This window comes from Janthinobacterium sp. 64 (assembly GCF_002813325.1).
GTDB lineage: Bacteria > Pseudomonadota > Gammaproteobacteria > Burkholderiales > Burkholderiaceae_D > Janthinobacterium.
This window is the reverse complement of record NZ_PHUG01000001.1, coordinates 1,186,030-1,203,621: the sequence shown is the minus strand read 5'-3', so window position 1 is coordinate 1,203,621 and position 17,592 is coordinate 1,186,030. Positions and strand designations below refer to the sequence as shown.

The 17,592-nt window shown below is 64.2% G+C and carries 11 protein-coding genes and 1 pseudogene; 5 read left to right on the top strand and 7 right to left on the bottom strand.

Translation table 11 applies throughout. The annotated features are described in order from the left end of the window. The first annotated feature begins 17 nt into the window (after positions 1–17). Positions 18–1,235, top strand: a complete 1,218-nt coding sequence (locus CLU91_RS05355; RefSeq protein WP_100873316.1) for a hypothetical protein — start codon at positions 18–20, stop codon at positions 1,233–1,235. A gap of 1 nt (position 1,236) precedes the next feature. On the opposite strand, the gene CLU91_RS05350 is transcribed toward CLU91_RS05355, so the two are convergent. From CLU91_RS05350 to CLU91_RS05335, 4 genes are read right to left on the bottom strand one after another with little or no spacing between them, the layout of a single operon-like run. Then, positions 1,237–3,228: a DUF6630 family protein gene (locus CLU91_RS05350; protein ID WP_100873315.1), complete on the bottom strand. Its 1,992-nt coding sequence runs from the start codon at positions 3,226–3,228 to the stop codon at positions 1,237–1,239. Between the two features lie 29 nt (positions 3,229–3,257). Continuing rightward, positions 3,258–4,664 carry a PoNe immunity protein domain-containing protein gene (locus tag CLU91_RS05345; RefSeq protein ID WP_100873314.1) on the bottom strand — a complete coding sequence of 469 codons (1,407 nt, stop codon included), beginning with the start codon at positions 4,662–4,664 and terminating at the stop codon, positions 3,258–3,260. 34 nt (positions 4,665–4,698) lie between these two features. Continuing rightward, entirely contained in the window at positions 4,699–5,511 is an 813-nt protein-coding gene (locus tag CLU91_RS05340) for an alpha/beta fold hydrolase (protein ID WP_100873313.1), read from the bottom strand. A gap of 1 nt (position 5,512) precedes the next feature. Next, positions 5,513–6,823 (bottom strand): O-acetylhomoserine aminocarboxypropyltransferase, encoded by a 1,311-nt coding sequence (locus tag CLU91_RS05335; protein WP_100873312.1) that lies wholly within the window; start codon positions 6,821–6,823, stop codon positions 5,513–5,515. Positions 6,824–7,107: 284 nt separating this feature from the next. On the opposite strand from CLU91_RS05335, the gene CLU91_RS05330 reads away from it, so the two are divergent. Together CLU91_RS05330 and CLU91_RS05325 are read left to right on the top strand one after the other, a co-directional pair. Further along, positions 7,108–7,731 carry a 2OG-Fe(II) oxygenase gene (locus CLU91_RS05330; protein WP_100873311.1) on the top strand — a complete coding sequence of 208 codons (624 nt, stop codon included), beginning with the start codon at positions 7,108–7,110 and terminating at the stop codon, positions 7,729–7,731. Between the two features lie 128 nt (positions 7,732–7,859). Next, the gene (locus CLU91_RS05325; protein ID WP_010398828.1) at positions 7,860–8,306 is read left to right on the top strand and encodes a CBS domain-containing protein; all 447 of its coding nucleotides are present in this window, start codon (positions 7,860–7,862) and stop codon (positions 8,304–8,306) included. A gap of 68 nt (positions 8,307–8,374) precedes the next feature. Here the strand turns inward: CLU91_RS05325 and CLU91_RS05320 are convergent, their stop codons facing one another. Then, a complete protein-coding gene (locus CLU91_RS05320; RefSeq protein ID WP_100873310.1) occupies positions 8,375–10,636 on the bottom strand; it encodes a putative bifunctional diguanylate cyclase/phosphodiesterase in 2,262 nt (753 codons plus the stop codon). A 433-nt stretch (positions 10,637–11,069) separates the two neighbouring features. Between CLU91_RS05320 and aroC the strand changes: the two genes are divergently transcribed. Next, positions 11,070–12,164 carry a chorismate synthase gene (gene aroC / locus CLU91_RS05315; protein ID WP_099667641.1) on the top strand — a complete coding sequence of 365 codons (1,095 nt, stop codon included), beginning with the start codon at positions 11,070–11,072 and terminating at the stop codon, positions 12,162–12,164. A 115-nt stretch (positions 12,165–12,279) separates the two neighbouring features. On the opposite strand, the gene CLU91_RS05310 is transcribed toward aroC, so the two are convergent. Together CLU91_RS05310 and CLU91_RS05305 are read right to left on the bottom strand one after the other, a co-directional pair. Next, positions 12,280–13,776: an HDOD domain-containing protein gene (locus tag CLU91_RS05310; RefSeq protein WP_100873309.1), complete on the bottom strand. Its 1,497-nt coding sequence runs from the start codon at positions 13,774–13,776 to the stop codon at positions 12,280–12,282. Then, positions 13,773–15,512: a putative bifunctional diguanylate cyclase/phosphodiesterase gene (locus CLU91_RS05305; RefSeq protein WP_100873308.1), complete on the bottom strand. Its 1,740-nt coding sequence runs from the start codon at positions 15,510–15,512 to the stop codon at positions 13,773–13,775. Before CLU91_RS05305 ends, CLU91_RS05310 begins: the two co-directional genes overlap by 4 nt. Positions 15,513–15,907: 395 nt before the next feature. Here CLU91_RS05305 and CLU91_RS05300 point away from each other — a divergent pair. Further along, positions 15,908–17,590 (top strand): annotated as a pseudogene (locus CLU91_RS05300) (isovaleryl-CoA dehydrogenase). Positions 17,591–17,592: the final 2 nt, after the last annotated feature.

Below are 17,592 nucleotides of genomic sequence, written 5' to 3'. Positions count from 1 at the left end.
TTGCTGATTTGCACTCCATGAAACGATTCAATCCTGTCCTGCTGGCTGCCATGCTGGCGCTGTTTTCCACCACGGGCGCCGTCCACGCGTCCGATGCCGCCATGCCCGTGCCGCTGGCCGCGCCCGGCGCATCCGATGCCGCTCACCTTGCCGCCGTGCGCGACATGATCGAGGCGATGCAGCTGCAGCGGATCATGCGTCAGCTGTTCCAGGTCATGGGCGAGATGGAGGACCAGCAGGGCGAGGTGATGCGGCACATGGCCTTGCATGTGAGCGATGATGAAATCCTTGCGCGGATGGCACCCGTGTATGTGCCGTACATCTCGGCAGAAGACGCCAGGCAAGTGGCGCGCAATTTCCGCAGCAGCCTGGCGCAGCGCGACGTCGCTGCCACGCTGGCGCGCGCCCGGATCACGCAGGGCGATACCGATCCGCATTTTACGGCCAGCGAGCGGGTGGAAGCGCAACGTCTCACGGCCATGCCGGCAGCGTTCGGCAAGGATGGCCGGCAGGCAGCGATACACAGCGCCAGCAGGGCCATGTACATGCAGTGGAGCCGCGAATATTACGACCGGCTGCTGGCCCAGGCCATGCAGGTGGTGCGCGCGTACATTACCGCGGCGCTGGACCTGCAGCCGGGCCAGGCGACTCCCAAGCTGGCGCTGCAACCGACCGGCTTGCCCAGCCTCGACAAGGTGCTGCTTGTCGTTGCCGATGTGACGCTGGCCACGACCACTGCCAACCTCAGCTATGCCGCCGACATTGACAGCTACCAGCTGGACCGGGTGCTCGCTCCCGAGCGGCTGGTCAGCGCGCAAGGCATCGCCACGTCGAAGGCGACGATAACCAAGGCGGGCGACCGGATCGAGTCGTATCTGGCGCAGATCGACCGGTTGCAGCAGAGTGCCTTGGGGCGCCTGCAGGCAAGCAAGTCGGGCAGCAGTGCCAGGCAGATCATCGAGGCGGGCATGGCTGCACGCTACGACTTCATGCTGCGGTTCGGGGAAAACCAGCGCAGCCTGATGGACCTGTTTGCCCGCGTGCTGCAGTTTGCCGAGTCGCGCCTGGGTGCCATCGAGCTGCGCGGCGAGTCCCTGGTATTTCGCGACGACGCCGACCGTGCAATGTATTTGTCGCTGATCGCCCAGCTGAAAAAGGCGAGCGAGGAAGAGAGCGCGCTGGTCGACGAGGCGCAGCAAACGGCGCAGCGCAGCCTGAAGAAGCTGGGAGGCTAGGCTATTCGATGAGCACGGGCCGCAAGGCCGCCTGCAGCGCCACCTTGCTGAACGCCGCCGCATCCTGCGCGCGCACCACGCCCAGATAATAGGTGTCCTCGTCGCCGTGCAGGTTGACCAGGCGCAGCTGATGCGGCGCCAGGTGGGCGGCAATGGCGGCCAGGCCGTCGATCATCGCGTCGCCATCCTCGCGCTGCGCCCATGAAAAATCGCGCAGCGCGGGCAGGCTGATATGCAGGCGGATGTGCGGCACTTCATCGACCGATTTCCAGTCCAGGGTGGCGCCGTGGCCCAGCACATCGGCGGCCGTGGACCAGAGCAGGAAGAAACACGCCGCCTCGGGCGTATCGCCTTCATATTCTTCTTCCGGATCGTCCTGCGCCAGCTCTTCCAGGGTGATGTCCACGCAGCGCGCGGCCAGTTCTGCATCGCCCAGAAAGAGCAGGGCGGCCATGGCGCGCAACTGTTCGCGGTCGGCCTTGGCCAGGATCTGCGCCGGCGTAAAGCTGTTGCGCGGCACCGCATTCTTCCTGCCCCGGCCCATGGCCTCGCTCAGTTGCGCCGTGATGGCCGCCTTGAAGTTGTCCACGGTGTCGAACTGTTCCAACAGCTGGCCCGTGAAATCCATGCTCCAGGCCATGCCATCGTTGACGACATATAAAAAGTCGCTTTGCACGGCCACGCCGAGCAAACGGTGGGCGGGCCGATACAGCGGCGCAAACGCCTGCTTGCCATCGAGGGTCAGCATGCAGGCCAGCCCCTGCGCATCGATGGCGAAGATCAGGTTCTTGCGCAGTTTCGGCGGCGACGAGGTGGTGGCGCTATCGATGGCTTCGTACTGGCACGGCGCCAGCAGCTCGCCCTGGCTATTCGCCAGGCCAAACAGGAAGCGGCCATCGATGCGCTGGCTGACGATGGCGATTTTCCTCTTCATGCCAAAATCCTGCACGGAGCTGTAGGCGGTGGGCAGCAGCACCTTGCCGGTGGCGTCGATCACGCCGCAGACATTGCGCTCGTCGTCGCTGGTCTGGCGTTCCACGTCGATATAGCCATCGTTGCGCTGGCAGATGTTGTCCACGCCTTCCAGGACCAGCGCACCATCGGGCAGGCGCAGCAAGCGGCTGGCGCCGTCCGCATCGATCTGCTGTACCAGGTGGGGGCTGATCACGTACAGGGCGCCGGGGGCGGGCGGCAGCACCACCGTGCCGTTCAAGTCCATGACGCCGTGCGCGTCGGGCGCGTCCGCCGTGGCAAAGGTGATCCAGCCCTCGTCCGCATAATAAACGCCCAGGTCCACACAGCGCTGCGACAGTGGCACGATCCAGCGGCCATAGGGCGTGACCAGGCCGGTGACGTCCGGTTCGCCGGCGGCGCTCACTTCATAGCACAGCGCGTCTTCCTTCCAGCCCACCACTTCCAGGCCTTGCAGGAAGGGCAGTTCGTCCGTGCCGAGTTCCTCGACATTGGCCAGCTGCGCATCGGCCGTGGCCGACCAGTAGCCGGTGGCCGGCGATGCGGCGCCGGCGGCCAGCAGCGGCGCCAGCGCTTCCCGGTCGCCGCGCAGCAGGGCAAGGTGCAGCGCTTGCGCTTCGGCGCGCAGGGCGTCGAGCGCGGCGGCGTAGTCGGGCGTGCCGATATCGTGCGGGACCAGCTGGACGATATCGAGGATCAGCCACGCCTGGCCGCCCGCCAGCAGGGCGCTGATGGCGCTGCGCGCGACGATGGCGGCCGCGTCGCGCGGCTTGTCCATCAGCGCGGACAAGGCTTGCCAGCTGGCTTGCGCCTGCGCCATCGGCGCGGCCAGCACGCAGGCGCAATCTTCGCCATCTCCGTAGATGGGCCAGACGACGGCTTGCGTGCCGGCGCCGACGAGCAGCTTGAACAGCGTCGGCGTGTCCAGCCGCCATTCGGCCAGGCCGGTGATCGTCTCGGTGTCGAAGCCGGCCTGGCCGGGCAGGAAGGCGGTGCTGAACAGGGCTGCGGTATTGATCATGGATATTTGTCTGAAAGTGAACGGGGGATTCAGTGTGCTGGCGGCATGACCCAGTGGGCCAGCGCGCTGCGTTCCAGGCCCAGGTGTCTGGCCACGGCGCCTGCCTCGAAGGCCCACAGGCCGTAGTAGCCGCCCAGGCCGTGTGCGCGCAAATGGCCGTTGAACCAGTCTTCGCGCACCAGCGCCGTGTGCCAGCTGGCCAGATACTGCCGCAGGTGTTCCAGCTGCTGCGCGCGATCGTCCGTATCCAGGCACTCGAACAGGGCTGAATAGGGTTCTGCGAAATACCATTCGTCAACGGCGGGACGCTGGGGATCGATGGTCGACAGCAGTGCCTCGTACACGCCGTCTTCGCCATCGAAGGCCGTTTGCAGGGCGGCCAGGCGGGCAGCCAGGTCGTGGCGGCCGAACAGCAGGGCGGCGCCCAGCAACTGCAGGGTGCGCGCGTAATCGGTCAATTGTTCGAAATCAAAGGCGGGCAAGGCATCGTCATCGTAGGCCGCGGCCAGGGCCGCGCGCGCCGTTTCGCAGGCGGCGATGGCCGCTTCCAGCGCCGTTTCCACGTCAGGCATGGGCAAGCCTGCCGTGTAGCGCAGCGAGAAGACCTGGTACGCCGTGCTGGCGGCCGCGCACGCCCAGTAGGCATCATCGCCGCCATCGATTTCCGCCTGCGCCTGCGCGCGCCCGTAGGCAGCCAGCAGCGCATCGAGGTAAGTCAGGTTGCGGCCAAAGTCGAACGCAGTGCCGAACGTCTCGGGCGGCACCTGGCGCGGCGCGTGGTGCCAGGGCGTGGATGCAACCGGGCAGGTGGCGGCGCATTCGCGCTGGATGGCCCAGTCGGCGAAGATTTGCTGCAGATATTGCGCCGTCTCGTCGTCGTGGGCGATGGCGCCCGCGCCCACCAGGGTTGTGCCCAGCAGGGTATAGCCGGGAAAGCGGCTGCTTTCGTAGGCGATGGTGGTCACGCTCTGGATGGCCTTGCCGTCACTGAGGTCGCGCACGCGGAAGTACACGTCGTCCCAGCCGGCCAGCGGTGCCGCTGGCGGTTCATTCGGCAAGGTGGCCCAGCTGCCGTCCTCCTGCTCTTCATAGGCATCGAGCAGCTCGTCGAGGCCACCGGGGCGGTCGATGCGGTTGTTGGCGTCGTACTGCAGGCCCAGTTCGGCCGCAAACGCGGCCGCGTGGCGGCCCGCGAACACCAGGTATTGCGCGTTCAGGGTGCCGACCAGCAGGTCCGTGTGCTGGCCCGCCACGACCAGCGGCTGCGGCAGCCGGTACCAGTGGTGGCCGGGGATGCCCGCCATGGGGCCGCTTTCGTCCGCGTCCGGGTTCGTGCAGCGCAGCTGTTCCAGCCAGTCGTAGCGTTCGTGCCGCTGGGCTTCCGTGCCGCTGCCTCGGCCTGTCAATTCATCGTGCAGGGTATTCAATAACATCATGCATCCATCCTAAAAAAAGCGGTATGGCCGGTGCTTATGCCGCTGCCGTTTGCGCAAACGCAAACAACGCGTCGAGCACGGCGTCCGGTTGCTCGGCCATCAATTCGTGCCCGCTGTCGACCTGTACCACGCTGCCATGCGCGATGGCAGACGTCAGCAAGCGGGTCGATTTGGGCGGCGTCATCATGTCGCGCGCGCCGAAAATGAATAAAGTGGGGCAGTGTACCGAAGCGGCGGCGATTTCGCCGTTCGCGTAGGCGTTGCAGGCGAAAAAATCCGTGTGAAACACGTGAGCGGGATTGAGCGCGGCGATGCGCTGTTTCAGGCGCCGCGCGCCGCCCATGGCGTAGAAGCCTGGGCCGGGAAACGACGGCTTTTGCGCGATCGACGAGTGGGACCAGATATTGACCATGTCGATGGCCGCCTGTTCATCATTGAGCGCCGTTTCCAGCAGCGCCGGCGAGACTTTCATCGGGTAGGTGGAACCGAGCATGGCCAGGTGGCTGATCCGATCCGGCGCCAGGTACGCCGCTTCCAGCGCGATCAATGAACCCATGCTGTGGCCGATCAGCATGGCCCTGGCCGCGCCGGCAGCATCCAGCACGGCGAGGATCCAGCGTGCCAGTTCTTCCACCGTGGTTTTCGCCGCGCCCAGGCTGCGGCCGTGGCCCGGTAAATCCACGGCCAGCACGTTCCAGCCGTGGTGGGCAAAGTAGCGCGTCTGCAGCGCCCACACGGAATGGTCGTTTTGCGCGCCGTGGATGAAGACGGCCGTCGGCTGGCCCGGGTTGAATGGTTTACCACCCGTGTAGCAGTAAGCCGTGGTGTTGTCGATGGTGAGCAGCATCTCAGGCGCCTTTCTGCGACAGTTTCAGGCCGCGGGCCAGGTCTTCGATCAAATCGTCGGCGTCTTCCAGGCCGACGGACAGGCGCATGGTGCCCTGCGTGATGCCCGCCTGCGCCAGTTGCTCGTCGGGCACGCGGAAATGCGTGGTGGAGGCGGGGTGGATGACGAGCGACTTGGCGTCGCCCACGTTGGCCAGGTGCGAGAAGATCTTCAGGCTGTCGACGAAGCGCTGGCCCGCTGCGCGGTCGCCGCGCAGGCGGAAGGTGAACACGCCGCCCGCGCCTTTCGGCAGCAGGTTTTTCGCCAGTTCATAGTCGGGATGCGACGGCAGTTCGGGGTAGGACACGGATTCCACGGCCGGATTGGCCAGCAGGAAGTCGATGATTTTGCGCGTGTTGGCCACGTGGCGGTCCATGCGCAGGCCCAGGGTTTCGATGCCTTGCAGGATGGCGAAGGCATTGTGCGGGCTCATGACTGCGCCGAAATCGCGCAAGCCTTCGCGCCGCGCGCGCAGGGCGAACGGCGCTACAGTCGATTCCTCGGCAAAGACCATGCCGTGAAAGCCGTCATACGGCTCGCACAGTTCGGCGAAACGCCCCGTCTTGTCGTACGCCGCTTGCCAGTCGAAGGTGCCGCCATCGACGAGCAAGCCGCCGATGGCCGTGCCATGGCCACATAAAAACTTGGTGGCCGAGTGGAAGACCAGGTCGGCGCCATGCTCGAAGGGGCGCAGCAGATACGGCGTGGTGAATGTCGAATCGAGCATCAGCGGCAGCTGGTGTTCGTGCGCCAGGGCGGCAATGGTCGGGATGTCGAGCACGTCGAGGCCGGGATTGCCCAGGGTTTCGGCGAACAGTACTTTCGTGTTCGGGCGTATCGCGCAGCGCCAGGCGTCCATGTCGCGCGGGTCGACCAACGTCGTCTCGATGCCGAAGCGTTTTAATGTATAGGCCAGCAGGTTGTGCGAGCCGCCGTACAGGGCGCGCGAAGCCACGATGTGCGAACCGGCGCCGGCGATGGTAGATAAACCGAGGTGCATGGCGGCCTGGCCGCTGGCCGTGGCGATGCCGGCTACGCCCCCTTCAAGCGCGGCGATGCGCTCTTCCAGCACGGCATTGGTGGGATTCGAGATGCGCGAGTAAACGTGGCCGGCCCGTTCCATGTTGAACAGCGAAGCCGCGTGCTCCGAACTCTTGAAGGCAAACGAGGACGTGAAATGGATGGGCGTGGCGCGCGCGCCCGTGGCCGGGTCGGGCGCCGCGCCCGCATGCAGGGATAAGGTATCGAAACCGGGGTATTTCGGGCCGCTCATGGTGTCTCCGCCAAGTTTTATAGTGGCAAGATCGTAACCTGATTTAGCGCTGAGCAAAAGGTCTCCTGTGCAGGGCGCATGGCGCCGTGCTGGTGAGCAGGGCGTGTAACCTGCAGTGTAAAAAAAGTGACCGGCGCGGTGTGGCGGTGGTAGGATACCGGATCAGCGATATTCGGGCTGTTTGACCTGTGCGCGTGCGCCGCGCCGCAGGAAAGGCTGCTACGTGCCAGCGAAATCCTGGGCTTCAGGCGAACTCTCATCGCATGTCCACCAGGAAAGATTTTATGCCCGCAATATCGTTCGACGGCGACCTCGCCGTATCCGAACCATCTATCGTCGACGGCCTCTGCCACGCAGGCTGGCTCATGCAAGAGCATTTCATTTCCCCTGAACTGAGCCGCCAGCTGGCCGCCGAATGCGTGCAATCCATGCTTAGTGGCAAGATGAAGGGCGCCGGCGTGGGCAGCGGCCACGCGCCGCTGCTGCAGCCGGACATCCGCGGCGACCATATCGCATGGCTGGAAACGGGCCGCTCAGAGGCGTGCGACCGCTACCTGGCACACATGGAAACGCTGCGCTGCATGCTCAACCGCGAGCTGTTCCTGGGGCTGGAAGAGTACGAAAGCCATTTCGCCCTGTACGCGCCGGGCGCCTTTTACCGTGCCCATCTGGACCGTTTCCGCGACGATGACAAACGCACCGTGTCCGTCGTGCTGTACCTGAACGACGACTGGCTGCCCGAACACGGCGGCGCGCTGCGTTTGCACCCCGATGGCGGCCCCAGCGTGGATATCGCGCCAGAAGCAGGGCGCATGGCGATGTTCCTGTCGGGCGAGATGCTGCACGAAGTGCTGCCGACGGCGCGCCAGCGCTTGTCGATAGCAGGTTGGTTCCGCCGCCGCGCGTGATGGAAGGTGGCGCGCAATCTCCCTCGATTTGATTGCGCGCAAGGCTGGATTTTTCCGCAGGCATAGGCTACAGTCGCAGTAAGGGCTAGAATAACTAAAATACCAATCACGCGGACAGGACGGCCAATATGAAAGTATCTGAAATTCTCCAAGTCAAGGGCAACATCCTCTACACGGTCACGCCTGACCAGCCCCTGCTTGACGCGGCCAATACCATGGCTGAAAAAGACATCGGTTCGCTGGTGGTCATGGAATTTGGCGACCTGGTCGGCATGCTGACCTTCCGCGAAGTACTCAACGCGCTGCATGAAAACGCGGGCCAGATCGGCGGCGGCACCGTGCGCAAGCACATGGATGACCATCCGATCACCGTCACCCCGGATACGGAAGTGAACGAAGTGCGCCGCATCATGCTGGAAAAGCACGCGCGCTACCTGCCCGTCATGAACGCCAAGACCTTGCTGGGCGTCATTTCCTTCTACGACGTGGCACGCGCCGTGCTCGAAGCGCAAAGCTTTGAAAACCAGATGCTGAAAGCGTACATCCGCGACTGGCCGGCCGAAACCACCGATTAAGCTTCGCTCATGCAGTAAAAACAACGCCGGCACTGCCGGCGTTTTGCATTGACGATCCAGGTTCAGGCCTACGCCGCGCCCTGCAGCGCCTCGTTGTTCAGCCAGGTGCCCAAGGCCGTGGCCGTCATGGGGCGGGCGAACAGGAAGCCCTGCGCCATGGGGCAGCCCAGTGCCTGCAAAATTTGCGCCTGGCGCTCGTCTTCCACGCCTTCGGCGATCACGGCCAGACCCAGGTTGCGGCCCAGCTGGATGACCATTTCGGCGATGCTGCTGCCGCGCGCCGACCCCGTGATCTCGGTGACGAAGGCGCGGTCGATCTTCAGGCGGTCCACTTGCAGCCGCTGCAGGTACGACAGCGACGAAAACCCCGTGCCGAAGTCGTCGATGGCGATGCTCACGCCCGTCTGCTTGATCTGCCACAGCATCTTGATCAGCAGGTCCGGCTCTTCCATGGCCATCGATTCCGTGATTTCCAGCTCGATGAACTCGGGCGGCGCCTGCGTTTCTTCCAGCGCCGCGCGCAGCATTTCCAGGAACAGCGGGTGGCGGAACTGCACTTGCGACACGTTGACGGACATGACGAAGTTGCGGTGGCCCTGTTCGCGCAGCAGCACCAGTTCGCGGCAGGCCGTGCGCAGCACCCATTCACCGAGTTCGATGATGATGCCCGAATATTCGGCAATCGGGATGAAGCGGTCGGGCGAGATGAACTTGCCGTCCGGCGTCTGCCAGCGCAGCAGCGCTTCGGCGCCCACGGGGCGGCGCGTGGTCAGGTCGATCTGCGGTTGATACACGACAAACAGCTGGCCCTGGCTGAAGCCCGTGCGCAGCGCGTGCATCATGCGGACTCGCTCGCGGATTTCGATGCCCATGCTGCGCGAAAAATAGAAGTGTCCGGCGCGCTGCTGGCTTTTCGCCCGTTTCAGGGCGATATCGGCATCCTTCAGCGCATCGGCGCCCGTGCCCGCATGTTCGCCCAGCCGTACCAGGCCCAGGGTGGCAGACAATTGCACATCCTGGCCATCGATGCAGAACGGCGCCTGGAACAGGGCCAGGATCTTGGCCGGGTTGACTTGCGACGAGTCGCCCAGCACGCAAAAGATGTCGCCGCCCAGGCGCGCCACCGTCAGCTGGGAACCGAGCTGGGTTTGCAATCGGCCCGCCACGGCAATCAGCAGGGTGTCGCCGAACTGGTGCCCCAGCGCGTCGTTGGTCTCGGCAAAGTGGTCGAGGTCGACAAGCGCCAGGGTGGCGTCGTCGCGCGCGGGGCCGGCCAGGGTGGCGTCGAGGATTTCCACCAGGCGCGTGCGGTTCGGCAGCTTCGACAACTGGTCGTAGAAGGCGGCGTTGTGCAGGTGCGATACCAGTTCAACATTGTCCAGGCCCACGGCGACGTTGCTGCAAAACACTTCCAGCAGGCTTTCATCGATGGCCGAGAGGGGGCGCGGCAGGACCAGGTAGGCGGCCGCATCGCGGCTGGCCTTGCCCGCGAAATACAGCGTGGCGTAGTCGTGCGCATACACATTGCGCCGCTGCGCCAGCGTGTGCTCGATGGCCGCCATCACGCGGGGGTTTTGCAGGCCGCACAGGGCGCTGTGCGGCAGGCTGGAAAAGCTGCCCGTGCAGGCCGACACGAGCAGCTCCTTGCCGCCATTGTCCAGCATCTCTTGCACGCACAGCACGCCGTCGGCGCGGATGCCCAGCAGGTCGGCGATCTGCGCCAGCACGCCGGCCGAGAAATTCTGCACGCCGTGCAGCGCCATCAGCTGCGTGCTGGCGTGGACGATCTGGTCCAGGCCGCGCCGGCTGTTGCTGATCGAGCGTATCTGCTCGTACGAGCGGATGGCCGCCGTCACCGTGGTAAACAGCTTGATGCGCGTCAGTTCGGACTTGGTCTTGTAGTCGTTGATATCGTAGTCGCGGATGGCGTCGATTTCCGGCGCATAGCCGGGCTGCCCTGTGCGCAAGATGATGCGCACGTCCGTCATTTTGAGCGTTTCGCGGATGTAGCGCACCAGGTGCAGGCCCGCGTCATCCTGTTCCATTACCACGTCGAGCAGGATGACGGCGATGTCGTCTTCATGCTTGAGCAGTTCGCGCGCCTGGCCGGCCGAATACGCATGCACGAATTCCAGCGGGCGGTGCTGCATTTCCAGGTTGCCCAGGGCGAAAGTGGTGGTGGAGTGGACGTCTTCATCGTCGTCGATGATCATCACCCGCCAGACGCTGCGCGGTGCGACGGCCAGCGGCGGCGCTGGTTGCTCATCGAGGAATACCAGGTCGTCGTGATCGTCCTTGTTGGCGTCAAGGGGGATGATCGGTGCGGGCATGTATAGCTTCTCCAGGATGACTCGGAACGAAATGTGAGCACATCAGAAATGTCCATGGCGTTGTTGCAGCGCCTCGCCGTACTTGCGTACTGTCTTCGGCGCCGCGCCTAGCCCTGGCCATTTCTGATGCACTCAGGGCGCATCGAAAATGTAGCACTCAGGTGCTGCCGAGGCTCGCACATTTTCTGATGGTCCATCATTCAAGTATATAGCTATTTAATAAGCAAAATGTTTTTTTAAGCCTATTCCGTAGAGCAATATTTCTTGTATTGCATGATTGCAACTCATATTCGGTGTTTTTTGTATGAAAAAAAACACGGGATGTGAAAATGGTGATGACGCGCGGGAATATCGGGCCTTGCTGCGGCATTAGCGGCATGGCCTGCCCCGCAGGCTGGTAGAATTGAGTTTTCCAGTCCTCACACTTCCTACTATGTCCGGCAATTCTTTTGGCAAGCTGTTTACTGTTACCACTTTCGGCGAATCGCATGGCCCGGCCATCGGCTGCGTGATCGATGGCTGTCCGCCAGGATTGATCCTGTCGGAAGCCGATATCCAGCCCGAGCTGGACCGCCGCAAGCCTGGCACCTCGCGCCACGTGACGCAGCGCCAGGAGTCCGATACGGTGGAAATTCTCTCCGGCGTGTACCAGGGCGTGACGACGGGCACGCCCATCGCGCTGCTGATCCGCAATGAAGACCAGCGCAGCAAGGATTACGGCAATATCGCGGAAAGCTTCCGCCCCGGCCATGCCGACTACACCTACTGGCATAAATACGGCGTGCGCGACCCGCGCGGCGGCGGGCGTTCGTCGGCGCGCCTGACGGCGCCCGTGGTGGGCGCGGCGGCGATTGCCAAGAAGTGGCTGCTGCAGCAGTACGGCACCACCTTCAAGGGCTGCATGAGCCAGCTGGGCGACATTCCCGTGCCGTTCCAGTCCTGGGAGCACGTGCATGCGAACCCCTTCTTTGCCGCCAGCGGCGACGCGGACCTGATCGCGCGCATGGAAGAGGCGATGGATCAATTGCGCCGCGACGGTGATTCCATCGGCGCGCGCATCGACGTGATTGCGCAAAACGTGCCGGTCGGCCTGGGCCAGCCCATCTACGACAAGCTCGACGCCGACATCGCCTACGCCATGATGGGCATCAATGCGGTCAAGGGCGTGGAAATCGGCGCCGGCTTCGATTCGGTGGCGCAAAAGGGTTCCGAGCACGGCGACGAACTGACGCCGGAAGGGTTTATCGGCAATAACGCCGGCGGCGTACTCGGTGGTATCTCGACGGGACAGGATATCAGCGTGTCGATCGCCATCAAGCCGACGTCGTCGATCCGCACGCCGCGCCGCTCGATCGATAAAGAGGGCAATCCCGTGATGGTGGAAACGTTCGGCCGCCACGACCCGTGCGTGGGCATCCGCGCCACGCCGATCGCCGAAGCGATGCTGGCGTTGGTGCTGATCGACCACGCCCTGATGCACCGCGCGCAATGCGGCGATGTCAGCGTGAATACGCCAAAGTTGAAGTAAATTGAAATGTTGTCGGATTACGGGCCTGCGGCCCTAATCCGACCTACGACCCATGCCATGTGTAGGTCGGATTAGCGCAAAGCGCGTAATCCGACAACATGGTTGGCGCTTCCTGTCACGCCACCTTGTTCGCCACCAATTCTAATTGATGGCGCATCTCCACCGACTGCACCAGCAACGCCCGGATATCGTTGATCAGGTTGAATTCCGTCTGATTCAATTGAATCGGCGGGAAGCTGTCGTCCCAGTCGCCGTATAAAAAGCCCGTGGGGTGGCCGTTGGCCGACAGGGGCAGCACGACGAAGCTGCGCGCTTCGGACAACGTCGCTTTCCACCATTGCGGCAGCTTGGCGGCAAATTTCGGGTCGCGCGCATTGTCGATGAAGATCACGCGGTCGCTATTGAGGGCCGCGTGGAAGACGTTCGGCTCATACGCGTCGCCAAATACCATCAGGTCCTGCAGGTCGGCCATGCCTTCGCCCATGCTGATGCGCGCCGAGTACAAATGATCCCGGTGGTTGCGCACGAATGCCACCGAGCGCGAAAAATCAAAGCCCTGGTGCAGCGTTTCGAGCGCCATCGAGACCATCTGGCCCGGGCTGGCGCTGCCGATGGCGCTGCGCAGGTCGGCCAGGCCGCCGATCAGGATGCGGTTGCCCTCGGCGCGCATGCGCGTCGAGGCCAGCTGGCGCGCGCGCCGTTCGGCCGGTTTCGACAGGGGGGCGATCGACAGGTCGGCCGCCGCCATCATCTTCGCCTTGTCCACCGCCACCACCAGGTCCGTGGCAGCGATGCCCAGCGTGCCCGCATAGTCGTCGATCAGCGCGTGCACCTGCGCCGCGCCGGCCGCATCGTCATGCCACAGCGAGTCGGCGCAGCGCGCCGCCATGGTCGACAGTCCTGCCATCCAGTCGGCGCCGCTGACGGTTGAATTGTCCGGCGATGGATCCATCGGACGCATGCCGTTGATCAGGTGCTGCGGCAAGCCCCAGTGGGCGGCCGTGGCATAGCCCACTTCCGGCAGCGACAGGCCGAGGATTTCGCGCGCGGCGGCCGCCTCGTTGCCAGGACCCGCATGCGCCTGCATGCGCGCCCAGAAGTCCGTCATGTAGAACGTCACCATCATGCGGCCCAGGGTGTGCAGCATGGAGCAGACGACGGCTTGCTCCGCCTGCAGGCTGCCGGCGCTGGTGGCCACTTGCTGCGCCACCATCCCGGCCAGCACGGCCTTTTCCATTTCCACGTGGGCGCTGACGGAGTCGGGCGAGGCCTGCGACAGCTCCTCGATCAGTTTCAGGCCCAATGCCAGGTGGCCGATGGCGTCGATTCCCAGCACCAGCACGGCCTTCGAGACCGTGTTGACGCGCTGGCCGAAGGCCGAATACATGCCGCTGTTCGCCAGGCGCAGCACCTTGTGCGTGAGGACAGGATCGGACAGCACCGTTTGCGTGATGTCGAATTCGTGGTCATCCTCGCCGCGCATGGCGCCCAGGATGGCGCTGATGGCTTTTGCGAAGCCGGGCATGTCGCCCTGCTGGCGCGTGCGCGCCCACAGCAGGTCCAGGGTGTTTTTGCCGAGCTGTGTCGGTACCGCGAAATGACCTGGATTCATTGCACCCCTCCGCGCTGTTCATTGGCAGACGGCGTGGGCACCAGCGCCGCATAGGTTTTTTCGCTCAAGGCCGATAGCGCGGCATGGGCCGGCATCGGTTTGCCCGTCAAATAGCCTTGCACATACTGGCAGCCGCGTGATTCGATGAAGTGCATCTGCTCCTCCGTTTCCACGCCTTCGGCCACCACGGACAAATTCAAATGCTTGGCCAGGTCGAGAATGGTGTTGCAGATGGCCGCGTCCTTGCTCGATTCGGGCAAGTCCTTGATGAAGGTACGGTCGATCTTCAGTACGGAAATGGGGAAGCGCTTCAGATACGCGAGCGAAGAGTAGCCGGTGCCGAAATCGTCGATGGCGATGCGCGCGCGGCGCTCCGTCATCTTGACGAGGATGGTTTCCGCATGCACGGGGTCGATCATCAGGGTGCCTTCGGTAATTTCCAGCACCAGGTGTTCGCCGGACAGCCCGGAAAACGCGATGGCGTCATCGAGCACGTCGAGGAATTTGTCGTTGCGGAACTGGCGCGGGCTGATGTTGACGGAGATGTACAGCGGCCGCTTGGCCACGTCCTGGAACTGTTTGAGCTGCACGCAGGCCGCCTTCAACGCCCAGGCGCCCAGCAGATTGATCAGGCCATTGGCTTCGGCAATCGGGATGAAACGCACGGGCGGCACCAGGCCCAGGGTCGGGTGCTTCCAGCGCATCAGGGTTTCGAAACCCTGGATCTGCCGCGTGTGCGCATCGACGATGGGCTGGTAAAAGAGTAAAAACTCGCCTTCGCGCACGGCCTGGAACATGGCCGCTTCCAGCGAAATATCGTGTTCCGACGGACCATTCAGGCGCGGGCTGTAGACCAGGCAGCGGGCCTTGCCCGTTTCCTTGGCGCGCGACATGGCCGCATCGGCCAGCGCCACCAGGCGCACTTCATCTTCCGCGTGCAGCGGATAGATCGATACGCCAACGGACGCGCCCACGTAGATCGTGTGGCCATCGACTTCGAACGGCGCCTGCAAGGTGGCCAGCAGGCGGCCCGTCACCAGCTTGATTTGCGCATCGGTGGCGCTGCCCGGCAGCACGGCGACGAATTCATCGCCGCCCACGCGCGCCAGGGTGTCGCTGTCGCGCAGGGTCTTGCGCAGGCGCGCCGCGGCCAGGCGCAGCACGGCGTCGCCGACGGGGTGGCCGAGGCCATCGTTGACCTTTTTAAAACCATCGAGGCCGATGGTGGCCACCGAAAAACCCTGGCCCGAACGGGCCGCCTGGGCGATCACCATGCGGATGCGGTCCGACAGCAGCAGGCGGTTCGGCAGCCCGGTCAGCGCATCGTGCGTGGCCATGTGGCGCAAGCGCTCTTCCGTGTTGTGCTGGGCCGAGGTGTCGCGCCCGACCACCAGCAATTCGGCCACGCCCGTTGCATTCATATAAGAAGACAGGCGCAGCTCGAACCAGAGTTCCTGGTCCGGCGTTTGCAGGCGCACTTCCAGGCGGCCCGGTTCTTCCAGGGAATCTTCCAGCGCTGCCTGCAGCGCCGCGCGTGATGCTTCGGCGGCCAGCGGCAGCAGCAAGTGGCCGGACAGGCCAGCGGGCGCGCAGAACAGGGTGGCCGCGCGCTTGCTGGCGAACAGAATCAGGCCGTCCGTATCGAGCCGGAACACGACGTCGCCTGCCTCTTCCATGAGGTTGTCCAACTCGTGGCGTGCCTCGCGGTGGGCGGCGGATGGGGTACTGGAAAACATCGTGCTGGCTTTTACCTTTTTGTGTTCAGTGCCGGCGCACGCTGCAGGGCAGGGCGCCAACGGAAAGAGTGCATCGTGCGCTACGCGCGCCATAGTGGGCCTGGGGCAACTATCGGAACGCGATCCACACGAAATGTATCATTGAAAAGCATGCGATTACATGAAATAGAGCAACATTGCTTCAGGTTTTGTAAATATTCCTGCCTTCCATGAAAAAAATCATGCTGCGCGGCACGCGCAGGCATTTTTGTTTCCCATGGAAACATTTATCTGTACAGGCTTCCACTGGCGCGCTTGCCCCGCCATGCGCTTTACGCTAGTCTGGCTGACAGGCGGTGTTGACGGTGCGCCAGCGACAGCAAGGGTGCCATGATAACAAATCGCGGGAGACTCCCATGAATGCTTTTGACACGCATGAAGTTTTCAACCAGGCCACGCCGTTTGAAAACGTTAATCTGTTCGCCTGCGACCCGGCGCTGATCGAAGCGCTGCTGCGCGAGGGCGGCGGCGCGGCGCGGCAGGAGCTCGACGCGCTGGGCGAGAAACTGGGCCGCACCGAAACCTATGCGCTGGCGCGCCTGGCCAATATCCACACGCCCGAGCTGCAGCAGTTCGACCGGGCCGGGCGCCGCATCGACGAGGTGCTGTTCCATCCGGCCTGGCATGAGCTGATGGCCATCCTCGTGGGCGCCGGCGCGCACGCTGCGCCCTGGGCGTTGCCTGGCCCTGGCGCCCAGGTGGCGCGCGCGGCCGCCTATCTATTAGTGGGACAGGTGGAAAACGGCACGCAGTGTCCCGTGACGATGACGTATGCCTAGGTGCCGGCCTTGCGCCAGGCGCTGGACTTGCCGCACATCGCTGCGCGCTGGCTGCCGAAAATCCTCTCGCGCGACTACGATCCCCGCTCCCTGCCCGTGGAACAGAAGCGCGGCGCCCTGGTCGGCATGGGCATGACGGAAAAGCAGGGCGGCTCTGATGTGCGCAGCAACACGACGCGCGCCGTGCCCGTGCCGCCGGCCGAAGCGCAGGCCCTGTTCGGCGACGAGGCCGGCGGCGTCTGGCGCATCGTCGGCCATAAATGGTTTTTCTCGGCGCCGCAGTGCGACGCGCACCTGATCCTGGCGCAGGCCGGCGAGGGCGGATTGTCGTGCTTCTTCCTGCCGCGCTACTTGCCTGACGGCAGCCGCAACGCCATCCGCGTGCAGCGCCTGAAAGATAAATTGGGCAACCGCTCGAATGCCTCGTCGGAAGTGGAATTTACCAATGCCTGTGGCTGGCTCGTGGGCCAGCCGGGGCGGGGTATCCCCACGATACTGGAAATGGCTAGCCACACGCGCCTCGATTGCGTGCTGGGCAGCACCGGCATCATGCGCGCCGCCCTGACGCAGGCGCTGCACCATGCGCGCCAGCGGGCCGTGTTCGGCAAGCCGCTGGCCGAACAGCCGCTGATGCAAAACGTGCTTGCCGACCTGGCGCTCGAATCAGAAGCGGCCACGGCGTTTGCGCTGCGCCTGGCCCGCTGTTTCGATGAAAAGGACGATGCAGGGCAAACGATGCTGGCGCGCGTGCTGACGCCGGCCGGCAAGTACTGGATCTGCAAGCGCGGTCCCGGCTTCGGCGCGGAAGCCATGGAAGTGCTGGGCGGTACCGGCTATGTGGAAGACGCGCCGCTGGCGCGCCTGTACCGCGAGCTGCCCGTCAATTCGATCTGGGAAGGTTCGGGCAACGTCATGTGCCTTGACGTCTTGCGCGCCTTCGGCAAGTCGCCGGCCGCGCGCGATGCCCTGGCGGCCGAGCTTGCGCTGGCCGGCGATGCCGACTCCGCCTTTGCCGCGTACCGGGCGCGCCTGCTGGCCGACCTGAACGGGCCGCAAACGGATGAATTTGGCGCCAGACAATTATCCGAGCGCATCGTGCTGGCCGTGCAGGCCGCCTTGCTGCTGCGCCATGCGCCACCGTTTGTCGCGCAAGCCTTCCTGCAGTCGCGGCTGGTGCAAGCGCCGGGCGGCGCGTATGGCCGCTTGCCGGCGGGCACCGATTGCGCGGCCATCCTCGCGCGCGCACTGCGCGAGTATTGATG

Excerpts from the sequence above, each read along its gene's own strand:
- CLU91_RS05355 (WP_100873316.1), top strand. The coding sequence starts at position 18 with ATGAAACGATTCAATCCTGTCCTGCTGGCTGCCATGCTGGCGCTGTTT.
- CLU91_RS05350 (WP_100873315.1), bottom strand. The coding sequence starts at position 3,228 with ATGATCAATACCGCAGCCCTGTTCAGCACCGCCTTCCTGCCCGGCCAG.
- CLU91_RS05345 (WP_100873314.1), bottom strand. The coding sequence starts at position 4,664 with ATGATGTTATTGAATACCCTGCACGATGAATTGACAGGCCGAGGCAGC.
- CLU91_RS05340 (WP_100873313.1), bottom strand. The coding sequence starts at position 5,511 with ATGCTGCTCACCATCGACAACACCACGGCTTACTGCTACACGGGTGGT.
- CLU91_RS05335 (WP_100873312.1), bottom strand. The coding sequence starts at position 6,823 with ATGAGCGGCCCGAAATACCCCGGTTTCGATACCTTATCCCTGCATGCG.
- CLU91_RS05330 (WP_100873311.1), top strand. The coding sequence starts at position 7,108 with ATGCCCGCAATATCGTTCGACGGCGACCTCGCCGTATCCGAACCATCT.
- CLU91_RS05325 (WP_010398828.1), top strand. The coding sequence starts at position 7,860 with ATGAAAGTATCTGAAATTCTCCAAGTCAAGGGCAACATCCTCTACACG.
- CLU91_RS05320 (WP_100873310.1), bottom strand. The coding sequence starts at position 10,636 with ATGCCCGCACCGATCATCCCCCTTGACGCCAACAAGGACGATCACGAC.
- aroC (WP_099667641.1), top strand. The coding sequence starts at position 11,070 with ATGTCCGGCAATTCTTTTGGCAAGCTGTTTACTGTTACCACTTTCGGC.
- CLU91_RS05310 (WP_100873309.1), bottom strand. The coding sequence starts at position 13,776 with ATGAATCCAGGTCATTTCGCGGTACCGACACAGCTCGGCAAAAACACC.
- CLU91_RS05305 (WP_100873308.1), bottom strand. The coding sequence starts at position 15,512 with ATGTTTTCCAGTACCCCATCCGCCGCCCACCGCGAGGCACGCCACGAG.